Below are 21,606 nucleotides of genomic sequence, written 5' to 3' on the forward strand. Positions count from 1 at the left end.
GCTGGCCGGCCGGAAATGCCAGTTCGGAGGGACAGGATGCAGCTATCTCCGGAAACCCGGCTTAAGGCCATACTGGATGGCACCGGTGCAGGTACCTGGGAATGGAATCTGGACACCAACGATGTCATTTTTAACGAACGTTGGGCTGCCATGTTGGGCTATACCCTGGAAGAACTGGCACCGGTTACCTTTGCCACATGGGAACGCCTTTGCCATCCGGCAGACCTGGCCATAGCCTGGAAAGCCTTGCAGGACTATCTGGATGGCAAGGGGCCTCAGTTTGAGTGTGTCATCCGGATGCGGCACAAGGATGGTGAGTGGCGTTACATCCATACTCGTGGAATGCTGCTCGACGGCACAGATGGTTTCCACCCACGGTGGCTCATGGGAACCCATCTTGATGTGACTGAAGAGAAGATCACCGAGCACCGGCTTTCGCATCTGGCAGAATCCCTCCCTGGTATCATCTACACCTTCGTCATGGAGCCGGACGGCCGCTACTACTTCACGTACATGAGTAGAAAGGTTGAGGATTTCTTTGGACTTACCCCGGAGGAAGCCTGTTCTGACGCCGGATTGCTTTTCCAGCATATTCACCCTGATGATCTCCAGGCAGTTCACGATTCCATCGCCGAGTCGTTCAAAAGTCTCGAGCAATGGGCATGCGATTACCGGGTGATTAACAGCGGATTGACGGGCTGGCTTCGGGGGGTGGCGAAGCCGGAGCGGGAGCCGGATGGCAAAGTGGTCTGGCAGGGCATGGTGATCGACATTGACGATGAAAAGCGTCTGGAGCTGGAACTCGAAAGACTGTCTGTTACCGATGAGCTTACCGGGCTTTTCAATCGCCGCTACTTCATACGCAAACTGGAAGAGACGGCTACACAGCAGGATCGCTATGGCGGTGAGTTTTCCCTGATTGCAGTGGATCTCGACCACTTCAAGGCAATCAATGACGCCTACGGCCATCCAGTCGGGGATGCGGTCCTGAAGCGGTTCGGTGACCTGATTCAGCGCCGGGTGCGAAAATCCGACGTGGTAGCGCGGACCGGTGGGGAGGAATTTCTCATACTGATGCCACAAACGTCCCTGGAGAACGCGGCTCAGGTGGCGGAAGACCTTCGGCGTGCCATTGAAAACGAGAGCTTTGTCAGTGACGAGAGCCACGATTTCCGGGTCACCCTGAGTGCGGGGGTGGTCAGTTGCAGGGATGAGGTCATAACGGTTCGTGAATTGCTGTCAGTCTGTGACCGGTCCCTTTATCGGGCAAAGCGACAGGGACGTAACGGGATCATGGTGCAGTACCCGCTATCCGGGAAGCAGGCGTGACCTGGACCGGATAACACGAAGAACCCCGCCGAAGCGGGGTTTGAAGTCAAGTTTATGTCAGATGGCTTCCGGCAATGGATCCTGAATCACTGTGTGGATGAACTGGATGACGTTGCGGGTATCCTCTGCCTGCTTGACGAAGGCGTCTATGTTGCTGCCAGTGTAGTCGTCGCTGCCCAGCACTCGGACCCAAACGTCTTCCGTGCGGTCGCCGTAGGCGCAGCTTAGATCATCCGGTTGACGTTCCACGAAATTCACCATGGCACCGGAGTAGATGGTTTCGGTGGTGTGGTTGAAGGCGCTGTAGTCCACGTAACCGCTGGTCAGGCGTTTTGCTCCGCAATCGGCGGCATTGCCCTGGCAGGCGGCAGTGCCTTTCATCAGGAACAACAGTCCTTCATCAGTCAGCTGTTGCTCAAGCTCCGGCTTGATGGCCAGGTCTACAGAGGTCCACGTGCCGTCCTGCATGATTTCAACGCTGCCCTCCAGCTTGCCCCAGCGCATGAGCGCCCAGTACAGCGACAGGCCTGCCAGAGGGGAATCGACAGTTTGATAGGTCACGTTACCGGTGCCATCGTCAATGCCATAGGCGAGACGTCCGGAGAGGTCGAGTTTGAGGCCGACGGAGGCATTGATGGAGTTCATGACATCGTACAGGGCCCGGTCGAGCACGCGTGGGTTGGTGAGCGCCACCCGTACCACGTTCAGGCGGCCAAGCTCCAGTTCAATCACATCATCTTCGTATCCCTCAACGATCACGCACTCGCCGGAATCCACATCGAATTCCATTGGCACGGTACCACCATTCACCGAGACCGGCTGCGGACAATCATTACCGTCCAGAACCGGAACCCCATTCTCGTCGCGTACCAATTCCCAGAGATCACCGAATACTTCACCTTTATTGGTGAACTCGACGCCTTCGTTCAGGCCCAGGACGGTATTGATGAACACCAGGCCGTCAATGGTCAGGGGCACGCTCTTATTGGAGGCACCACCCAGGAAGGCAGCGGCTGCATGCATCAAGTCAACCCTTCCGTCTGCTGTGGGGAGGGTTTGCAGTGGTGCTTCCGGCATATCCTGGATAACATCGTGCATGAACACGATGGTGCGCCGTGCGTCGTCTGCATGTGTCATGAAACCGCTGATGTTCGCTCCGCTGTATCCCTCGAGGCCGAAGACCTGTTCCCATGCATATCCTGTCTCATCACGGTAATGGCAGGCGCTGCCGTCGTCATAATACTGGATGTAGCTCAAAGACTGGGTTGCATAGTCAAGTTGCCGGTCATGAACCGCTTGTGACAGATCGGCATAGCCATCATGCAGATCAACACCATGGTCCCGTCCCGGCGTGCCGTCCCGCAGATAGGCGAGGTCACCGAGTTCAAGGTCTTCCCGGATCTCGAGCCATTGCGGTGCGATGGTCTGGCCGCCCTCGTGTTTCTCCGGACCGAAACCAGCAATACGGCCCTCTTTGAGAAGTGCATTGTAGAGAGCGAGGTTCTCACGCGGAGAGTCGATGGTGTTTTCAATGGGTGCACCGGTGACCGGATCACTGGAAACCAGGATCAGCCGCCCGGCAGGGTCAAGTTTGATCGATTCGGAGGCATTGATGTTCTTGATGGCCTCTTCCAGAGCCCGCGCAAACACGGTGGGATTCTGGGTCATGGTACGAACCATGTTCAGCCGGCCGATCTCCAGCTCGATGGTGTACTGCTCGTAGCCCTCGGCGACCGCGCACACAGGTACCTCTTCCAGAGTGTCAATCACCATTGGCACGGTGTCGGTCGTGGTGCCGTCGGGAAGCGTGATTGTTTCCGAGGCGATGGGTTGTACGCAGCCCTGGGTGTCCAGTACCGGAACGCCATAGGCATCGCGTACGATCATCCACAGGTCACCAAAAAGGTTCTGCGGATCATCGGGGACATCGTTCAGTCCCAGTGCCGAATTGATAAAAATGACCGAATCCACCGAAAGCGGTATCTCTTTGCCGGTGGCGGCGCCAAGGAAAGACGCGGCACTATCGAGTACAGCCGGGGATATATCGGTCTGGGGGATAGTCCCCCCGTTATCAATCACATCCGGAAAGCTGCCAAAGTTGGACGAACTGCCGTCGCAGCCAGCGAGAAAGGCAGAGGTCAGGAGGGTTCCAAAAAAAGCTTTTCTATAGTTGCGAAAATACATCATGGCCACATCCGTTGACGGTGTTACGCCGGATCACCGTAACTGATACAAATCCGGACAGAAGCCGTTGATTGGCAACTACCTGGCAGGGCTTTGGCGGCCTTGCCTACCATTCTATTCTTCCGTGTAGGATAACTATAGAACCAGATGAGCTTAGCGCGTTAGATCTGGATCAAGAAAAGCCGTAACGGAAGGTGTGGGTTGTACGTAGGTTTGCCCGTACAGAAATTTTCCGATGGGCTGGCTTGACGCTACTATTGTCGGAAGGAAGCTGAATTGGGATCGTGGAGGCAAGGATGGCCGAATTACGTTTCAAAGACAGAAAAGACGCAGGCGCACGATTGGCAGAAGTGTTGGCTACCATGCAGATCGAGCCCACTGCCGTTGTCCTCGGTTTGCCTCGAGGAGGCATCCCTGTCGGCTACGAGGTTGCCCGGGGGCTGCACCTGCAGCTGGACTTCCTGAACATCCGCAAGCTCGGAGTGCCCTGGCAACCGGAAGTGGCCATGGGTGCCGTGGGAGAGGATGGTATACCGCACCTCAATTCTGAGCTGGTGCGTTCGCTGGCGATCACCTCGGATCAGATAAAACGGGTAAGGGATCTGGAACTCAGCGTTATCCGCGAACGCAAAAAGGCCTATCGGGGCTATGCTCCGACAGCGGATCTTCAGGGTCGGCAGGTGATCCTGGTTGACGATGGTATTGCAACTGGCGCCACCATGGACCTGGCGATTGAAATGGTCAGGAGCGCCGGAGCCAGATCACTGATCGTTGCCATTCCGGCCGGGCCGGAAGGCACGGCCGAAAAATACGAGGATATGGTGGATCACTGCATCTGCCTGCAGGAGCCGGCAGACTTCAATTATGTGGGGCAGTTCTACCGGAATTTTGATCCGGTGACCGACGAGGAAGTGTGCGAGCTGTTGCGGGCAAGCTTTGAGGCTCTCAATCGGGGAGGGTCATGACCCCGTTGTTGAGCAGGCGCTGAAACGAGGTGGCAGGCATTGGCTTGCCGAGGTGATAACCCTGGACTTCGTCACAGGCCAGTCGGTCGAGCTGCTCCAGCTGGGCTCCATTCTCTACGCCTTCGGCAATCACTTTCAGGCCCAGGCTGTGGGCCATGCGGATAATCGCAAGCACGACTGAAGAGTTATTGGGATCGTCACCCATGTCGTGGATGAAGGAGCGGTCGATCTTGAGCTTATCCACCGCGAAGCGGTTCAGGTAGGCGAGATTGGAATACCCGGTACCAAAGTCGTCGATGGCAAGGTGAATGCCGCGTTGTTTCAGTCCCTGAATGGTGTTGACGACCCGCTTGTGGTCGCCGATCAGGACGGATTCCGTCAGTTCCAGTTCGAGGTAACGGCCCTCGAAGCCAGTCTCGTCCAGTATCCCGCCGACCTTGTCACACAGGTCACCCCGCTGGAACTGGATTGCAGACAGGTTGACTGCCAGGGTAATCGGCGGCATACCGCTATCCAGCCAGGCCTTGCCTTGCCGGCAGGCTTCCCGCAGTACCCATTCGCCAATCTCCACGATCAGGCCGCTTTCTTCGGCAATCGGGATAAAGCGTGACGGGGATACCCATTGGAGCTCGGGGTTGTTCCAGCGCAGAATCGCCTCTGCGCCGATGATCTTACGAGTGGCGAGGTCCATCTGGGCCTGGTAATAGACTTCCATTTCCTTTCTTTCCAGCGCTCCGCGCAGCTTGGCCAGCAGATTCTGCCGCTCGAATGCCTTCTCCTGCATGGTGGTATCGAAACGTTGGTAGGTGTTTCTTCCCTCCATTTTGGCAGCGTACATGGCGGTGTCCGCATTACGGGAGAGCGTGGTGAAGTCATCGCTGTCATCGGGGAACAGTGCCACGCCCATGGAAACGGACGTCGCCAGATGGTGCCCATCTATTTTGAAACTGTTTCCGAATAACTGATGAAGCCTTTCCATCTCATGCACACAGGCTTTCTCTTCGGGCCCGAGCTTGGCCAACACCATGAATTCATCCCCGGACGCACGAGCGATAACATGGGTTTCCGGGGGGAGGGTGCCCAGACGCCGGGCCACTTCCTTCAGCAGGTTATCGCCGATGGTATGGCCTAGCGAATCATTGATGTCCTTGAAGTTGTCCAGATCCAGGTAAACCAGGGCGTAGCGACTGCCCCCGGATCCTGCTTGTGCGAGGCGATCATTGACCAATTCCTCGAATCGGGCCCGGTTCGGCAGCCTGGTCAGGGGATCGTAGTGGGCGAGGAACTCGATTCGGGCCAGGTTGGACTTACGTTTGGTGATGTCCCGCACGAAGGAGAAAAAGCCCGAACTAAATGTGCCGTCAAAGACGTGGGCACTGATTTCCACATCCCGGACACTGCCATCTTTCCGGCGCCAGCGGCTTTCCAGGCGCCCGGAGCCCTCAACCATGACCTGGTCCAGTGAGCGCTCGATGGCTGCGGCATCCAGATCGACTTCCAGATCACGGATATTCATTCCCAGCAGCTCGGTCTGGCTGTATCCCGTGATTTCCTCCGTTGCACGGTTGACCTGGATGAAGTTTGCTTCGTAGTCCATTACCAGCAAACCATCCATGGCGGCCTGAACCATAAGCTCGTAGTTGGCCTGGGTCCTGCGATGGTCGGTCACGTCAGTGGCGATGGCGCCGCTCCCGGACAGCTGGCCGTTTTCATCGAGGATCGGGAAGTGCACGGCCTCGAACATCCTCGGCTCGTTCTCGAATTCCACGATATCGGTCACGGTGATTGGCTTGCCCAGGTCCCGTGCTCGTTGATCCTGGCGATTGATCGACTTGGCTGCAGCGGGCGGAAAGACGTCAAAAACGCTCTTGCCGGAGACCTCTTGCCCCTCAATTCCGAGCAGCTTCCGGAATGCAGGGTTGGTCAGCGTCACGCGGCCCTCGGCATCCATCAAATAGATGAGTGCCGGCGAATGTTCAATGAAGGTTTTGGTCAGGGATTCGCTGCGGGCAAGCTGCGCGGTGCGTTCGGCAACCAGTTCCGAGAGGTGCTCTTCGTGGCGTTTCAGGTCCCGGAAAAGAAACTGGTAGGGCCTGATCAGGCCGGTCACCAGTACGCCCCGGTAAATCAGGTAGGCAGACACCAGCAGGAGATAATGGCCCAGTTCATTGGCAAAGCCATAAACACTGACATATCGGGTGAGTGTCAGTGTCGCCAGGATGTTGAATACCAGAGAGGTCTGGATCAGGTAGAAGACCGGTGTGGCGAATCGCCGTCTCTGGCGGTAGAGCCATGCCATGGTGATCGCGAAGATCCCGGCAATGATGTACTCGGAGGTGATCTTGAAGGGCGTCAGGCCGGTGCCTTCCAGGTAGCTGTCCGGAAATATTCCGGAGAATACGGCAAGCCCCAGAATCACGGCGGCTGCGCCAAACACCGCGAATGGTAGTTTCAGGCTGATATGCCACCTCACGGCCATCACCCCGATCAGGAAAGCAACAGCTTCGAGATAGCGGAAAGCAATCCATAACTGGGTCGGCAGATTGCCGTCATGCTCGGGGAAAATGCCGATGCCCTTGTAGCTGATGGTATGAAGCAGCTCAAGGGATGCGATGAAGATTGCGGCGGTTCCGATGACCCCGAGAAAGCTGTTGGTGGCCCAGTGCCGGGTGTGCCAGGCGAGAGCGAACAGCCCCGCCAGTACGATAATACGGAGCATCTCCACGAGGGTATGGAAGAGCAGGAAATCGTTGCGGGCAATAAGGTGCAGGGAAGCCAGGACAACAACAAGCCCGACGATTTGCGGCAGGGCAATCGGCAGGTCGGTTCGTTGGGCTTGGCTCTGGTACCGTGGCATGGGCCTTCTGCAATCAGACTTTCAAGGGTTCAAGTCTATACCACTGTGAAATTTTCGGCTCGGTTCTGATGGAAATTCCTGCCCCCCCTTAGACAATCATCGGCCAAGTCAAGTATCAGCGGGGATAGCCCGTTATGTCACGGATTTTCCGGTAGATGGGCTGCAAACGCGGGTACATGTCAAGGTACACCTCGGTATACAGCCGGTTATAGAGCGAATGGGTTTCAGGATCGGGCTGAAAGCACTCGCCAACACGGGTCATGGCAGAGACGGCGTTTTCAAAGTCCGGGTGCAGACCCAGCCCAACGGCCGCGTCGATGGCGGCGCCCAGGCCGGAAGTCTCATAGGTGTGGGGTCGCTCCGTGGGCAGTCCGAAAATATCCGCGGTCAGTTGCATGGCGGCATCGCTCTGGGAACCGCCACCGGCAACGCGGAGTTTGCGGATGGGGACACCGCTGCGTTTCTCAATCCGTTCTTTGCCTTCGCGCAGGGCGTAGGCGAGGCCTTCCAGGATCGCCCGGTAGATGTGAGCCCGGGTGTGGACGTCACCGAAACCGATAATGGCCCCCTTGGCTTCCGGGCCCGGTTGGCGCACACCCGGTGACCAGTAGGGTTGCAGCATGAGCCCCATGGAGCCGGGTGGCACGTCCCGGACCAGTTCATCGAAGAGGACCTCCGCTTCAATGCCTTGCTGCTCGGCAATTTTCCGCTCCCTCAAGCCGAACTCCCGCTTGAACCAGCTGACCATCCAGAACCCACGGTAAATCATGACCTCGGTGGAATAACGTCCGGGCAGGGCGGCCGGATAGGGGGGCATCAGCCGTACAGGCTCCACGTATCGCGGGCTGGTGGTGTTGATCGTTGCCGTAGTGCCGTAACTCATACAACCAACATCCGGAGTCAGGCCGCCGGATCCCAACACCTCACAGGCCTTGTCCGAGGCTGCTGCAATGACGGGAAGCCCCTCGGGTAAACCCAGGTGCCGGGCGGCGTCCGGCAGCAACCCGCCGATGGTGTCACCGGGAGCCACGAGTTCCGGTAGCTGGTCGGGGCTGACAGGCATGGTTTGCCACTTGAAATCATGCTTACCCGCCCAGCGGTGTTTCTTGTAGTCAAACGGCAAATAACCCACCTGGCTCCCGGTCGAATCCCGGTATCGTCCAGTCAACCTGAAATTGAGATAGCCGGAAAGAAGGAGAAACTTGTGGGTTTTCGTCCAGATCTCCGGCTGGTTCTGGGCAATCCAGTTGGCCTGGGTTTTCTCGCGAAACCGCGTAATGGTGTCTTCCAGACGGGCAAGCTTGAACAGCCAGCCCCAGGGGCCTTTGACCGGCGCATCAACCCGGGCGTGGCGCTGGTCCAGCCAGATGATGGCCGGGCGTAAAGCATGGCCGTCCCGGTCCACGTTGATGACAGTGCCTCGTTGGGTTGTGACGGTAACGCCGGCCACTTGTTCCGGGCTGGCATCGGTGCTTTGCCAGAGCTTGTCGCAGGCTAACCCGAGGCTCTCCCAGAAATAATCGGGATGCTGCTCGGCCCAGCCGGGCTGTTCCGAGAAATAGGGCTCGATCTCCACCTTGCCCTTGCCAATCAGATTGCCGCGGGTGTCGAACAGCAAGGCCCGAACGCTTTGGGTGCCGTTGTCGATGGCCAGGATCAGAGGTGTTTCACTCATGTCAGGCGTCACCCTCCGGCACACTGTAGGCTTGCTTATACAGCTTCAGGTAGCGTTTTTCTTCCTGCTGCCATTGTTGATCGGACCAGCCGAGCAGCGGCTGACAATAGCGTCTTATCGCCGGCAGAATTTCCGCCGCGCCGCCAGGCAACACCAGCCCAAGTCGGGACCGGCGCAGCAACAGGTCATCCAGGTGAACAACCTGCTCACGCTGGCAGGCCCAGGCGAGCTCCGCCCACAGCACTTCGGTATGGGCGACAGAGGCCAGATTGTCTGCTTCAACAAGGGTCTCGACGTTTGCGCCATACCAACCCCGCAGGCGCTGCCACGTCAGAAAGGAAATCCTGGCCGGCCGGTTTGTTGGTGAAGGCCGGGTGAACACCGGGCTCGCATCAGGGCGCAGCAGGTGCCTTCGATGTTCGCCCAGACCCATTTCAAGTGCTTCCCGCGCAACGCGGCGGAAAGTCGTGAGCTTGCCGCCGGCAATGCTGACCAGTCCATTATCCTCGAGCAGCACATGCTCCCGGCTCTCTTTTGACGCGGCCTTGCCGGACCCATCGGTTACCACGGGGCGCACTCCGGCCCAGGTGGACACAATATCGTTCCGGTCCAGGCCGGACGAAGGGAAAAGCCGCCCGGCAATCGCCATCAGGTAGTTCACTTCGTCCGGGGAAATGCCAGGCTCGATGTTCATATCTCCCTGGTGATCAAGATCGGTGGTGCCAAGTACCGTCATTCCGGCCCAGGGAAACGCAAACACCGGCCTCCGGTCGTCCGGATGCAGTAGGGAGACAGCACAGGACACCGGCAACCGCCGCCAGGGCACCACCAGGTGGCTCCCCCTTAGTGGTCGTATGTGAAGAGGTTCCGAGGTGCTCGCCTGTTGTTGAAGCGTCGAGGCCCAGGCGCCCGTGGCGTTGATGACCAGCGGTGTTCTGACCGTCAATGTATGACCGTCCTCGGTGTCCACCAGTTCAATACCACTGATCCGGCCTGCGTTCCGGCGCAGTGTTCTGGCCTCCGTGTAGTTCAGGCAGATTGCGCCGTCCCGCCGGGCCTCGTCCAGGACGCGAAGGACCAGTCGGGAATCATCGGTCACGCCATCCATGAACAGGCTGGCGCCGTTCAGGTCCTCGGGGTCAAGTCCGGGAACCCACTGCAGGGCTTCCTGATGATTCAGGTAGCGGCGGGTTCTGACGCCGGCAATGCGATCGTAGATACCTAGCAACAGCTGAAACAGCTTCGGGCCGGGAAAGGTTTTACGGAAATGGGGCATAACAAAGGGGAGTGGATCCACCAGCCCCGGCGCCTCTTGCATCAGGCGCTGTCGCTCGGCTAGCGATTCCCGGGCTAATCGCAGGTGACCGCTACCAAGGTAGCGGAGGCCACCGTGAACCATCTTGGAAGAACGGCTGGAGGTGCCCCAGGCGAAGTCTTTCTGTTCCACCAGCAAGGTCCGGAGGCCGCTTCCCGCGGCTTCCCGGGCAACCCCGGCGCCGGTGATTCCGCCACCGACCACCACCACATCGAATTCCGGATTGGCCGTGGCCAGGTCTGCAAGGCTTTCCTTTCTGGCCATGGCTTACTCCACCAGTGTCTTGGGGTTGAGCAGGGTCTCGGGGTCAAACTGGTGGCACAGGGTCCGGATGGCCTCCATGCCCAGCTCGCCCTTTTCGACCGGAAGGTAGGGCGCGTGATCCTTGCCCACGCCGTGTTGGTGGCTGATCGTGCCGCCGTTCTTGACGATCAGCGCGGAGGTCGAGTGCTTCAGTTTCTGCCACCGCTGCTGGGTCTGTTCATAGTTGTCACCGACGCGAAACACGTATGTGGTGTAAATACTGCAGCCCTGGCCGTAGAAATGGGAGAGGTGCGTGAACACGTGGGTCCGTTCCTGCTCGCCAGTAAGTCCTTCGCGAAGATTGGACTCGATCAGAGTCATCAGGTTGTCCACGTTTGACCAGTCGGTGGCGGTCTCCAGGGTGTCCACCGCATAGCCTATTTGCCAGAGGGCTTCGCGCAGGTAGGGCATGGTAAACCGTTTTTCTGCCCACTTTTCGCCCATGCGGGTGCCGGTATAGACACCGGAATACGCCTTGCAGATGGCCCTGACCTGGGTCAGCGCTGCCTTGCATTGACGTTGAGTGCCGGTAACACCGAACGTCATCATGCATTTGCCCTGGCCGGCTCCCCGGAAGGCCAGGAAACGCTCGAGAAGACCGATCAGGGTCGGGTGCCCGGCCAACGCCAGCTGGGTTTCCGTTTCCACCGGGTTGCTCAGACGCAGCATGGAGAGCTGCGTTCGTTGCTGGACCAGTTTCCGGCAGGCGGTGCGGGCACTGTCCCAGTCAGGGAAGAAGGCCACATGGAAGCTTTCATGCTCCGCCAGTTCACTGACCCGGACTTTCACCTCGGTAATGATGCCCATGCGGCCTTCCGAGCCGAGGATCATCTCCCGGATGTCCGGGCCGGCGCTGGAGGCAGGGATGGTGGGTATTTCCAGGGTGCCCTTGAGCGTCTCGATCCGGCCACCGGCAAACATCTGTTCAATCCGGCCGTAGCGCAGGGATTGCTGGCCGCTGGAGCGGGAAGCCACCCAGCCGCCGATGGTAGAGAGTTCAAAGGATTGCGGAAAGTGGCCGAGGGTGTAGCCGCGGGCACGAAGCTGGGATTCCACCAGGGGGCCGGGAGTACCTGCACCAAACGTCGCGATCTGGCTTTCCCGGTCCAGATCGGTCAGCTGATTCATGCTGGCGAGGCTCACAGTCAGCACCGGTTTGTCGGTGTCGGCCGGATTGATGTGGCCGGCGACGCTGGTTCCACCGCCATAGGGGATCAGCTGAACACCGTGCTGTCTGGCATAGCCGAGTAGTGCCTGGACATCATCGTTGGTGCGGGGCAAGGCAACGCCGTCCGGGAATCGACCAATGTCGCCGCTACGCATGGCTAACCAGTCGGGCAGGCTTTGGCCCCGGGCATGGCGGACGCGGGTTTCCGGCGTGAGGTCGACCAGATGCTGGATATCCGGCCCGGGCGAAAGCCGCGATTCGGGCACGCCATTACAAACCGCCGCCAAGGTTGCGTCACTGAGAGGCTGTCCCTGCCCGATACGTTGACCGAGAAAGGCCTGACCTTCTCTGGGCAGTTCGAGTGAAAACTGGTCATCGCCCCAGCCGTTCCAGCGTTTCATGGCAGTACTCCGTCTGAATCCTTGGTTGGCTTGGCATTCTAGCGCCTCAGGCCTGCCCGTCATTGTCGGGTGACGACATTCGGGGTGTCATTTGCCGCCATTCCATTGTCGGGTCTGTCAGGGCCGTAGGGATTGGTCCAGACGCTTGTTGAGTTCCTTCCAGCGAGAGAGTTTTTCAGATTCCCCCGCCCGCGTCTGCCTGCCGCCGGATTTGTTGAGCCACAGCCCTTCGCCGTTGAAGCTGTAAACCGGTTCCAGATCAGTGCGTTCTGATGCAGGCTTAATGTCGTTTATAAGGTTGTCGAGAATCAGCGGATCGGCATCCGGCTCGGGGTACCAGGCCAGAACCATGTGGGCCTGATTCAGTTCGAGTGCTTTTACATAAACGATGCGAAGCTGGCTGTCGGGTACGCCCATGGACTTGAGGGTGAGGTATTTCGCAATGGAAAAATCCTCGCAATCACCAGCGTTGGTAGTCAGCAGTTCAATCGGGGTCGCCCAGTAATCCTCTTCGCCCCAGTGCCGAATATCGCTGACAAAATTGACCCGGTTGAAGAACGAATTGACCAACCGGAGCTGACGGTCGGTTGGTGCATTGGTGGCCAGGTCATGCAAACGCTGCCAGTCCGCGAGGCGTTGGTGGGCCTCCTGGCCAAACTCCTGAAGCACGTAATTCATCAGGCGATTGCCCAGCTCCAGGGCGCTGACCAACGAGACAGCAAGCAGCAGGGGGACCCAACCGGTGCGGCGGCACAGTGCTGGCGCTGCCGTGGTCATGGCTGGACCTAGTTGTTGTTCCGGAGGCGTTCCCGGAGCTGTTCGAGACGCCGTCGGATTTCCTCACGCCGTTGCTGGTCGGCGCTCGGGGTGGTGGGCGAGGTGGTGGTTCCCGTGGAACCGGAGGCGGCGGTATCGGCTTGCTGGGCCTGGTCGTCAGTAGTGAACGACATGCCGGAGCGATCGGCCTCTTCAGGGAAGTACAGATTCTCAAGCTTGCCTGAGCGTTCGATAATTACCCGATTAGGAAAAACCGACCGCAATGTGGCGTTCCCCGGCAGCTCGTCCCCCACCAGGTAGACCTCGGTCTTGCTCTTGTCATCCTCGATCAGGGCACTGCCGGGAAACTCGCCACTGGCCGCAAGTACACCACGCAGGAAAAGCCTGAGATTGGTCTCGGGCAGGTTTTCGGTATCCAGTTCGGCGGGCGCACTATCGGCGTTCGGGGAACCAAACAGGGTGACGTTTGCCAAATCCACTGCGGGAACATCCCGGGTGCTCGGCAGGGATTGTTGAGCGGCCTGGCCGGCAGCAGAGAGGGTTGGCTGGCTTTCTGTCTGCCAGAACCGGTAACCCTGCCAGGAGGTTACGGCCAGCATGGCTGCTCCGGCAATCATCGCGAGAACCATTGGGAGCCGTGGGTGAATTGACAGCATCGATCATCCTGAGTGCTTGGTGGGCCATTAAAAGGGCCACAGGTTATCAGACTGCAACGTTTTAGTGGCAGTATAGTGTATAGAGTTATTCAGCGGGTCCATATCCTGTGGTAGCCTTTCTGAATTAGTTGAATCAAAAAGGGTTTCCGGGCCGGTATGGCCTCGGTTGCCGACAAGAAAATTGCCTGACGAAAACGAGGACGACCTTGACCACCGAGACCGAAGTTCAGCCGCAGGATGCTCCGCTGGGACGTCTTCCGTTTACCTTCGCCAAGCGTAACGGGGTGATCCTGACGCGTTCCGAAGACGGTGAGCCGATCATCCTGGTACGTCCTGGTGCGTCCCACTCGGCGGTTGCGGAGGCCAATCGTCTCAGTGGTGGCCGGGCCAGGTTCTCCGCCATCGACCCCGGCCGCTTCGACCAGGCACTGAACGCCGCCTACCAGAGTGATTCCGCCGAGGCCATGCAGATGGTCGAGGGCATCGGTGACGATATGGACCTGGCGTCCCTGGCAGATTCGGTGCCGGAGACCGAAGACCTGCTGGAGCAGGAAGACGATGCGCCGATTATCCGCCTGATCAATGCCATCCTCACCGAGGCGGTCAAGACCAACGCCTCGGACGTCCATATCGAGACTTACGAGAAGCAATTGGTAGTGCGCTTCCGAATCGATGGGGTATTGAGGGAAGTGGTGCAGCCCAAGCGGGCGCTGGCGCCGTTGCTGGTATCCCGGATCAAGGTCATGGCCAAGCTCGACATCGCCGAGAAGCGAATTCCCCAGGATGGCCGGATTGCCCTTCGGGTAGCCGGTCGCGAAGTGGATATCCGCGTCTCCACGATGCCGTCCTCCAGTGGCGAGCGGGTGGTACTGCGCTTGCTGGACAAACAGGCCGGCTCCATCCGTCTGGAATCGCTCGGTATGGCCGGGCAGGACCTCAAGGTTCTCCGCAAACTGATCTATCGTCCCTACGGCATCCTGCTGGTGACCGGCCCCACGGGTTCCGGTAAATCCACCACGCTGTATGCTTCGCTGCAGGAGATCAACGACCGCAGCCGTAACATTCTTACCGTCGAGGATCCCATTGAGTACAACCTGCCGGGTATCGGCCAGACCCAGGTCAACACCAAGGTGGACATGACGTTCGCCCGCGGGTTGAGGGCGATCCTGCGCCAGGACCCGGATGTGGTCATGATCGGTGAGATCCGGGACCTGGAAACTGCCGAGATCGCGGTGCAGGCCAGTCTGACCGGTCACCTGGTGCTTTCGACCCTGCACACCAACACCGCAGTCGGTGCGATTACCCGTCTGATGGACATGGGAATCGAACCCTTCCTGATCTCGTCGAGCCTGGTGGGTATTGTCGCCCAGCGCCTGGTCCGGGTGCTTTGCCGCGAATGCCGGGAGCCCTACACTCCGAGCGAGGAACATTGCGAGTTCCTGCAGCAGGACCCGGCCAGTCCGCCGACGATTTATCGCGCCAAAGGCTGCGAACACTGCAACCAGCTGGGCTACCGGGGACGTATCGGTATCTATGAGGTGGTGGAGATCAACGAGGAAATCAGCTCGCTCATCCACAAGCGCGCCGGTGAGCTTGAGCTGGAAAAGGAAGCACGCAAGGGCGGTCCAAGCATTCATGCCGATGGGGTTCAGAAAATTCTGGATGGTGTCACCACGGTGGAAGAGGTTCTCCGTGTAACCCACCGGAGCCAGTAACCCATGCCAGCATACGAATACAAGGCACTGGACGCCCGAGGCAAACAGAAACACGGTGTGCTCGAGGCCGATGCGCCGAGGGCTGTGCGCCAGCAACTCCGTGAAAAGGGCTTGACGCCGCTGGCGGTTGAGCCGGCGGTGGAAAAACAGCGCCGCGCCAGTCCGCTCAGTGGCAGGGGTTCACTGACCGCCTCCGATCTCGCGCTGGTGACCCGTCAGCTGGCCACGCTGATCCAGTCCGGTATACCGGTGGAGCAGGCCCTGAGTGCAGCCGCACAGCAATCGGCCAGGCCGAGGATCCGCAGCATGCTCATCGCCATCCGGGCCAAGGTCATGGAGGGCTACAGCCTCGCAGACAGCCTGGGCGAATTCCCGAAGGCGTTTCCCCGCCTGTACCGCTCAACCGTTGCCGCGGGCGAGCATGCGGGGCACCTGGATCTGGTGCTGAACCGCCTGGCCGATTACACGGAGAACCGACAGGAAGCCCGTCAGAAGATCCAGCTGGCGGCTATCTACCCGATCATTCTCAGCTTCGTGGCCATTGCCATCGTGGTCTTCCTGCTGACCTACGTGGTTCCGGACATCATCGAGGTGTTTCTGAAACAGGGGCAGGAGCTGCCCGCACTGACCATGGCCATGCTGGCCATGTCGGAATTTCTTGGCACTTATGGTGTCTACCTTTTGATCATCCTGATAGTGGCACTGATCGGCTTTCGAGTTGCCTTGCGCAAACCCGGTTTCCGGAAGCGGTTCCACAAGCGTTTACTCCATTTGCCGCTGGTTTCCGGCATGGTGCGGGGGGTGAATACTGCCCGCTACGCCAGTACCCTGAGTATCCTGACCACCAGTGGTGTGCCGCTGGTGGAGGCCATGCGAATCGCCGGTGAAGTGTTATCCAACGATTACCTTCGGGAACGGCTACGGGATGCCGCCCGCAAGGTGAGCGAAGGCGGGGCGTTGCACCGGTCACTTGAGCAGACCGGCTACTTCCCGCCGATGATGCTGCACATGATTGCCAGCGGCGAAGCCAGCGGTGAGCTTGATAGCATGCTGGAACGAACGGCCCGGATGCAGGAAAACACCCTGCAGTCCAAGATTGCAGCCATTGTTGGTTTGTTTGAGCCGATGATGCTGCTGGTCATGGGCGTGGTGGTACTGATCATCGTGCTGGCGATCATGCTGCCGATCCTGAATATGAGCAACCTGGTTGGCTGACACCCGGGCCAGTGGTCCGGCAGTTCTTTTCCGGGAAGGGAATCCACAGCAACGACGAGTGAGAAAATGACGAGCAAGACTATGCACAAACGTTTCACACAGCGCGGTTTCACCCTGATTGAAATCATGGTGGTCATGGTGATCCTGGGCCTGCTGGTGGCAATCGTGGCCCCCAACATCATGGGCCGGAGCGACCAGGCCAAAGTCACCATCGCCGAGACCCAGCTCAAGAACATTCAGAGCGCCCTGGATCTGTACCGCCTGGACAACAGCCATTACCCGTCCACACAGCAGGGGCTGGAAGCGCTGGTTTCAAAGCCCAGCGGCAGCCCGGAACCCGGGAACTGGAATCCGGACGGCTATCTTAAAAGTGTTCCGGAAGACCCCTGGGGCAACCAGTTCCAGTACGTGAGCCCCGGTACTGAAGGCCCCTACGATCTGTATTCCTATGGTGCTGACGGTCAGGAAGGCGGTGATGGTGACGCCGCAGATATCAGTGTCTGGAAGACCAAAGGCTGATCGGCTGTGCAGCACAGGACAACGCAAAGCGGCTTTACGCTGATAGAGATCCTCGTTGTCCTGATCGTGGTGGGTCTGCTTGCCTCCCTCGCGGTGTTCACCATTGGAGGCGGTTCCCAGCAGAGGGAGCTCGAGAATGAAGTCAGGGAGCTTTATCTCCTGATGCAGACCGCCTCGGAGCAGGCTGTGCTCAACAACCTCGAAATGGGGGTCAGGCTGGAGGAGGACGGTTACCAGTTCGTGGCTTTTCAGGACCGGAATGCCGAATGGAAAGGTTCCGGAGAACGGATCTTTCAGGCCCGGGCGTTCCCGGATTGGCTGGTTGCCACCGAGTACATTGAAAACGATGCCCCCAGACTTGCCTCGGAAGAGGACCGGAAACTGCCCGACATCGTGTTCTTTTCCAGTGGTGAAACCACCCCCTTCCAGATCGAGTTTACTGTGGGTTCGGACACCGACTACATGCATGTACTGGAGTCTGACGGCGTTACCGGAATCCATTGGCGCAAACCCGGGTCAGAGGGTGATGCATGATGTACCGGTCTCGAGGCTTTACCCTGATTGAGGTCCTGGTCGCACTGCTGGTGTTCGGACTGATTGCAACCGCGGCAGCGGAAGTGGGCAGCCAGTATATTTCCAGTTTCGAGCGGATCAGGGACAAGACCCTGGCCGGTTGGATCGCCGATAACCGCATCAACACCATCCGCCTCGAGGAAGAGCTCCCCGGTATCTCCGAGAACTCCACCGATACTGACTATGGTCCTTTCCGGTGGCGGGTAACGACTGCTGTGAAGGCAACGGCTGAACCCAGCATGCGCCGGATAGAGGTCTCCGTGGCCAAATACACGGATGAACGAAGCGATCCGGTGCCGCTTCATACCCTCTCTGCGTTCGTGGGGGAGAAGTGATGCGCCAGTCCGGTTTCACCCTCATGGAAGTGCTGATTGCCGTTACCATCACCGCGGTGATCGGCCTCGGTGTCTGGCAGGTTATCAACGGTGTGGTCAATTCCAGGGACCGGGTCAATGAGCTGGCCGGGGAGTTCGACCGCATCCAGCGTGCCATGCTACTCCTGGAGCGGGATATCACCCAGGTGGTGAATCGCTCCGCCCGGGACGTCTACGGTGACTTCCAGCCGGCGCTGACCAGTCGCGAGGATGGGTATGCTTTGTTGCTGACCCGCCAGGGCTGGCGTAACCCTCTGGGGTTGAGGCGCAGCGGTCTGCAGCGGGCGGGCTGGGAATACACAGGAACCGAGCTCTTTCGCCGATACTGGCCTACGGTAGACCAGGGCCAGGAAGACAACAGCGAGAATGTTCTGCTTCTTGAGGACATTACAGCCTTTGAGGTGCGTTTCATGAACAGCGAGCGCACCTGGCAGGAAGACTGGCCGTCGGATGGTGACCTAGCTGGCCTGACTCCGGGAGAACGCCCGGAATTTCCATTTCCATTGGGTATTGAAGTCACCATAGAGCACGAGCGGTTTGGTGAGCTGGTCCGGACTTTTGCCCTGCCGGACTTTGATCCGGCCGCAGCCCAGGGCCTGGTCAACCAGGCTAACGAGGCGGCAACCCAGACAGACGAAGAAGAAGAGGGCCAGCAACAACCCGAACAGCCAGGCCAGCAGCCCGGTCAGGAAACCACTACCCAGCAGGGTGGGGTTGCGGGATGATGTTGTTTCGGGATCGTCCAGTCAGAAACCGGCAGCGCGGTGTCGCCCTGGTGATGGTTCTGCTGGCAATGGCCCTGGTGGTGATGCTTGCATCAGGCATGACCCAGCAACTTAACATCCGGGTTTTCCAGGCCGGGCATTACCTGGCCCAGCAGCAGGGGCAGAGTATCGCCCTGGGTGCCGAGGCTTTCGCCAGAAGAATTCTGGTCCGGGATTTCGAGGAGGACAAGGAGGACGGTTCGATGGTCGACAGCCTCGATGAATTCTGGGCGATGAACGCGGCCATCCTTCCACTCGATGACGGTAACAGTGTGGTTGAAGTGCAGATTGATGATCTCGGTGGCCGTTTCAACCTGAACGATCTGGTAACGCCGGCAGGGCAGGTGGACACGCTGGCGAAGGATCGGTTCACCCGACTGCTCATGGTTCTGGGCGTCACCAGTATTACCGCCGATGCTCTGATCGACTGGATCGACAGTAACGACCAGACTATCAGCGCCTATGGTGCCGAAGATGGCCAGTACCTGATGGCCGATCCCGGTTATCGGGCCGGTAACCAGCCGTTTGTTGATGTCACGGAATTGCGGCTGATCGAGGGCATGACCGAGGAAATCTACCAGGCGTTGCGGCCACATGTTGCCGCTCTGCCGGTCAGTGGCGCGGGGATCAACGTTAACACTGCGACCGGTCCTGTGCTGCAATCCCTCCATGAGGAGTTGTCCGAAGCAGCGATCGCCTCCGTGCTGGAAAAACGGGAAGAGGAATCCTTCAGTAATCTTCAGGATTTCCTCGCCTTGCCGGAATTTGCCGGCCTGGGGCTCAAGACCACAGGGCTGACCCTGCAAACCCGTTTTTTTGAAGTTGTTTCACGGATTACCTACGATAATCGTGTCGTAAACATGGTCAGCACCGTTTTCCGTAACGGGGAAGGTGAGGTCCGGACGGTTCACAGGGATACCGGACAGAAAAACCGAATTACCAAAGAGCCTTTTACCATTTCAGAAGGATAGCCATGTCTTATCGCCTTTTTGTCCGGCCGCTCCCGCCGTTTGCGGATGTCGATGAGAATCCGGATGCCCAGCTGTTCAACTGGGTACTACAGGATGCCACCGGCGATGCCCAGGCCAGGGGTACCGGGGATAATCGCGACACCATTGAGCAGACCCTTGCCCAGAATGCCCTGGAAAACGTGTTGCTGGTGGGCCTGATACCCGGCGAGGACGCACTTTTCTGCATTGCCGATATTCCGGCCAAGCAGAGCCGGTTCATTCTTCAGGCTTTGCCCTATGCGGTGGAGGAGCAGATCGCTCAGGACATCGACTCTGTTCACCTGGCCCTGGGCAAGCATTCCGATGAGGGCTACCGGGTCGCTGCCATCGATCGGGAACGCATGGGCAACTGGATCACCCTGTTCTCCGGCTGGGAGAATGCCCGTCTTGATGCCATCTATCCGGATGCATCACTTTTACCATCCACTGACGGTGGTTGGAGCATCTGCCTGGATGGCGAGGTGGCCATGCTGATCAGCGATCGTGGCGAATGGTTGAGCATGCAGGCTGCCAATCTTGGCATGTTCGCCCATACTCTGGCCGTACCCCCGACCGAGGAGGTGATGGCAGAGGTGCCGGTTACCGTGTATGGCACACCCGACGAGCTGGAATATCACCAGTCAGTGATTGCGGACCTGAAGGCACCGGGCAGGCTAAAGGTCCGGCAGGAAGAGCTCGATCTGATGCCACTGGAACTCCTGGCCCACGCCCATCACCAGCACCGCTGCCAACCCATCAATCTCTGTCAGGGCGCCTTTTCGGTCAAGGCCGGAAAGGAGAGTCCCTTCAAACCCTGGAAACCGCTGATTGCCGTGGCTTCAATCTGGTTTGTCATTCAGGTGGCGCTTGAGATCGGAGTGGGCTTTTATTACCAGGGACAGGCGAAGGAACTTGAAGCCCAGGCCATGGCAATTTATCGCGATGCATTTCCGGATGACCGCCGCACCCATGCTGGAAATGTCCGTCGGGTTCTTGAAGGCCAGTTACGGGTTGCCGGTTCCAGGGGCCCTGAACTCGATTTCATCGCGTTGATGAAATACACCGGCCAGCAATATTCCCAGTTACCATCCTCCGGGTCGGTGACCTTCAACTCGGTCAATTACAGTAAGGACCGGGGCGAACTGGTGGTGGATATCCGTGCCGACAGTTACGATCGCCTGAGCGCCCTTCGCAACGGCCTGTCAGGGCAGGGGCTCGAAGCCCAGATTGGTTCGGTTGTCAATGAATCCGGCGGCGCCCGTGGCCGGTTGACGGTATCGGGAGGGTAACGGAATGTTGGAACGTTTGAAGGAACAGCCCGCCGTCGGCAAGCTTATTGCGCAATACGATCAGTTGCCCAGACGCGATCAGCAGGCATTAAGTGTGCTGGCAATCGCCATACTGCTGGGTATTCTCTATTTTGCCGTTTGGCAGCCGGTTGCTGGATTCCATGACCGGGCGGTCAGCGCCCGCGATAACGCGGCGGAATTGCTGAGCTGGATGCAGGCGAACGAACCGGTGATCCAGGGGTTGGCGGGGACTTCGTCGTCTACCTCATCGACAGCGGTAGACAAGCCCGCTGATGGTCGGGCGCTGATGGCCCTGGTGACGAGCTCCGCGCGTGAGGCGGGGCTGGCATTGCAACGTTTCGAACCCAGTGGTGACGATGCAATCCGTGTCTGGATGGACGGCGTACCCTACGCCGATGTCGCATCCTGGCTTGAAAGGCTCAATACAGAACATGGTGTGGTCATCGACCAGGCTGCCATGGACCGGGGCAACGACCCGGGTAAGGTTTCAGTTCGTTTGACACTGACCATCTGAGAA

At 58.8% G+C, this 21,606-nt stretch carries 18 protein-coding genes; 11 read left to right on the forward strand and 7 right to left on the reverse strand.

Annotation, left to right across the window (positions count from 1 at the left end; translation table 11 throughout):
• Nucleotides 1–36 precede the first annotated feature (36 nt).
• A complete protein-coding gene (locus ACQUTG_RS06810; protein WP_428918683.1) occupies nucleotides 37–1,329 on the forward strand; it encodes a sensor domain-containing diguanylate cyclase in 1,293 nt (430 codons plus the stop codon).
• A 57-nt stretch (nucleotides 1,330–1,386) separates the two neighbouring features.
• Here the strand turns inward: ACQUTG_RS06810 and ACQUTG_RS06815 are convergent, their stop codons facing one another.
• Nucleotides 1,387–3,516, reverse strand: a complete 2,130-nt coding sequence (locus ACQUTG_RS06815) for a hypothetical protein (protein WP_428918684.1) — start codon at nucleotides 3,514–3,516, stop codon at nucleotides 1,387–1,389.
• Nucleotides 3,517–3,809: 293 nt separating this feature from the next.
• Between ACQUTG_RS06815 and ACQUTG_RS06820 the strand changes: the two genes are divergently transcribed.
• Complete coding sequence (locus ACQUTG_RS06820) at nucleotides 3,810–4,478, forward strand: phosphoribosyltransferase (protein WP_428918685.1); 669 nt, start codon at nucleotides 3,810–3,812, stop codon at nucleotides 4,476–4,478.
• Here the strand turns inward: ACQUTG_RS06820 and ACQUTG_RS06825 are convergent.
• The 6 genes from ACQUTG_RS06825 to ACQUTG_RS06850 all read right to left on the reverse strand — a co-directional run bounded on the left by ACQUTG_RS06825 (nucleotide 4,459) and on the right by ACQUTG_RS06850 (nucleotide 13,630).
• Entirely contained in the window at nucleotides 4,459–7,335 is a 2,877-nt protein-coding gene (locus ACQUTG_RS06825) for an EAL domain-containing protein (protein ID WP_428918686.1), read from the reverse strand. The two genes, ACQUTG_RS06820 and ACQUTG_RS06825, sit on opposite strands and share 20 nt — an antisense overlap.
• A 115-nt stretch (nucleotides 7,336–7,450) precedes the next feature.
• Nucleotides 7,451–9,010 carry an FGGY-family carbohydrate kinase gene (locus tag ACQUTG_RS06830; RefSeq protein WP_428918687.1) on the reverse strand — a complete coding sequence of 520 codons (1,560 nt, stop codon included), beginning with the start codon at nucleotides 9,008–9,010 and terminating at the stop codon, nucleotides 7,451–7,453.
• A 1-nt stretch (nucleotide 9,011) separates the two neighbouring features.
• Nucleotides 9,012–10,589 (reverse strand): glycerol-3-phosphate dehydrogenase/oxidase, encoded by a 1,578-nt coding sequence (locus tag ACQUTG_RS06835; RefSeq protein WP_428918688.1) that lies wholly within the window; start codon nucleotides 10,587–10,589, stop codon nucleotides 9,012–9,014.
• A gap of 3 nt (nucleotides 10,590–10,592) precedes the next feature.
• On the reverse strand, nucleotides 10,593–12,197 hold the full coding sequence (locus ACQUTG_RS06840) for an FAD-binding oxidoreductase (protein ID WP_428918689.1): 1,605 nt from the start codon (nucleotides 12,195–12,197) through the stop codon (nucleotides 10,593–10,595).
• 117 nt (nucleotides 12,198–12,314) lie between these two features.
• Nucleotides 12,315–12,974 (reverse strand): transglutaminase-like cysteine peptidase, encoded by a 660-nt coding sequence (locus ACQUTG_RS06845; RefSeq protein WP_428918690.1) that lies wholly within the window; start codon nucleotides 12,972–12,974, stop codon nucleotides 12,315–12,317.
• Between the two features lie 8 nt (nucleotides 12,975–12,982).
• Nucleotides 12,983–13,630 (reverse strand): type II secretion system protein N, encoded by a 648-nt coding sequence (locus ACQUTG_RS06850; RefSeq protein ID WP_428918691.1) that lies wholly within the window; start codon nucleotides 13,628–13,630, stop codon nucleotides 12,983–12,985.
• A 206-nt stretch (nucleotides 13,631–13,836) separates the two neighbouring features.
• Between ACQUTG_RS06850 and gspE the strand changes: the two genes are divergently transcribed.
• From gspE to gspM, 9 genes are all read left to right on the forward strand, one after another.
• Entirely contained in the window at nucleotides 13,837–15,345 is a 1,509-nt protein-coding gene (gene gspE / locus ACQUTG_RS06855; RefSeq protein WP_428918692.1) for a type II secretion system ATPase GspE, read from the forward strand.
• Between the two features lie 3 nt (nucleotides 15,346–15,348).
• A complete protein-coding gene (gene gspF, locus ACQUTG_RS06860) occupies nucleotides 15,349–16,560 on the forward strand; it encodes a type II secretion system inner membrane protein GspF (protein ID WP_343809487.1) in 1,212 nt (403 codons plus the stop codon).
• A gap of 66 nt (nucleotides 16,561–16,626) precedes the next feature.
• Nucleotides 16,627–17,079: a type II secretion system major pseudopilin GspG gene (gene gspG, locus ACQUTG_RS06865; RefSeq protein ID WP_428918693.1), complete on the forward strand. Its 453-nt coding sequence runs from the start codon at nucleotides 16,627–16,629 to the stop codon at nucleotides 17,077–17,079.
• Nucleotides 17,080–17,085: 6 nt separating this feature from the next.
• Nucleotides 17,086–17,613 (forward strand): type II secretion system minor pseudopilin GspH, encoded by a 528-nt coding sequence (gspH, locus tag ACQUTG_RS06870; RefSeq protein WP_428918694.1) that lies wholly within the window; start codon nucleotides 17,086–17,088, stop codon nucleotides 17,611–17,613.
• Entirely contained in the window at nucleotides 17,613–17,987 is a 375-nt protein-coding gene (gspI, locus tag ACQUTG_RS06875) for a type II secretion system minor pseudopilin GspI (RefSeq protein WP_428919250.1), read from the forward strand. The genes gspH and gspI overlap by 1 nt, the downstream gene beginning before the upstream one ends.
• Nucleotides 17,987–18,751: a type II secretion system minor pseudopilin GspJ gene (gene gspJ / locus ACQUTG_RS06880; RefSeq protein WP_428918695.1), complete on the forward strand. Its 765-nt coding sequence runs from the start codon at nucleotides 17,987–17,989 to the stop codon at nucleotides 18,749–18,751. Before gspI ends, gspJ begins: the two co-directional genes overlap by 1 nt.
• Complete coding sequence (gspK, locus tag ACQUTG_RS06885) at nucleotides 18,748–19,761, forward strand: type II secretion system minor pseudopilin GspK (protein ID WP_428918696.1); 1,014 nt, start codon at nucleotides 18,748–18,750, stop codon at nucleotides 19,759–19,761. The genes gspJ and gspK overlap by 4 nt, the downstream gene beginning before the upstream one ends.
• Nucleotides 19,762–19,763: 2 nt before the next feature.
• Nucleotides 19,764–21,068: a type II secretion system protein GspL gene (gene gspL / locus ACQUTG_RS06890; RefSeq protein ID WP_428918697.1), complete on the forward strand. Its 1,305-nt coding sequence runs from the start codon at nucleotides 19,764–19,766 to the stop codon at nucleotides 21,066–21,068.
• A 4-nt stretch (nucleotides 21,069–21,072) separates the two neighbouring features.
• The gene (gene gspM, locus ACQUTG_RS06895) at nucleotides 21,073–21,603 is read left to right on the forward strand and encodes a type II secretion system protein GspM (protein WP_428918698.1); all 531 of its coding nucleotides are present in this window, start codon (nucleotides 21,073–21,075) and stop codon (nucleotides 21,601–21,603) included.
• Nucleotides 21,604–21,606 lie beyond the last annotated feature (3 nt).

This window comes from Marinobacter sp. DUT-1 (assembly GCF_050379415.1).
In the GTDB taxonomy this organism is placed as follows: domain Bacteria; phylum Pseudomonadota; class Gammaproteobacteria; order Pseudomonadales; family Oleiphilaceae; genus Marinobacter.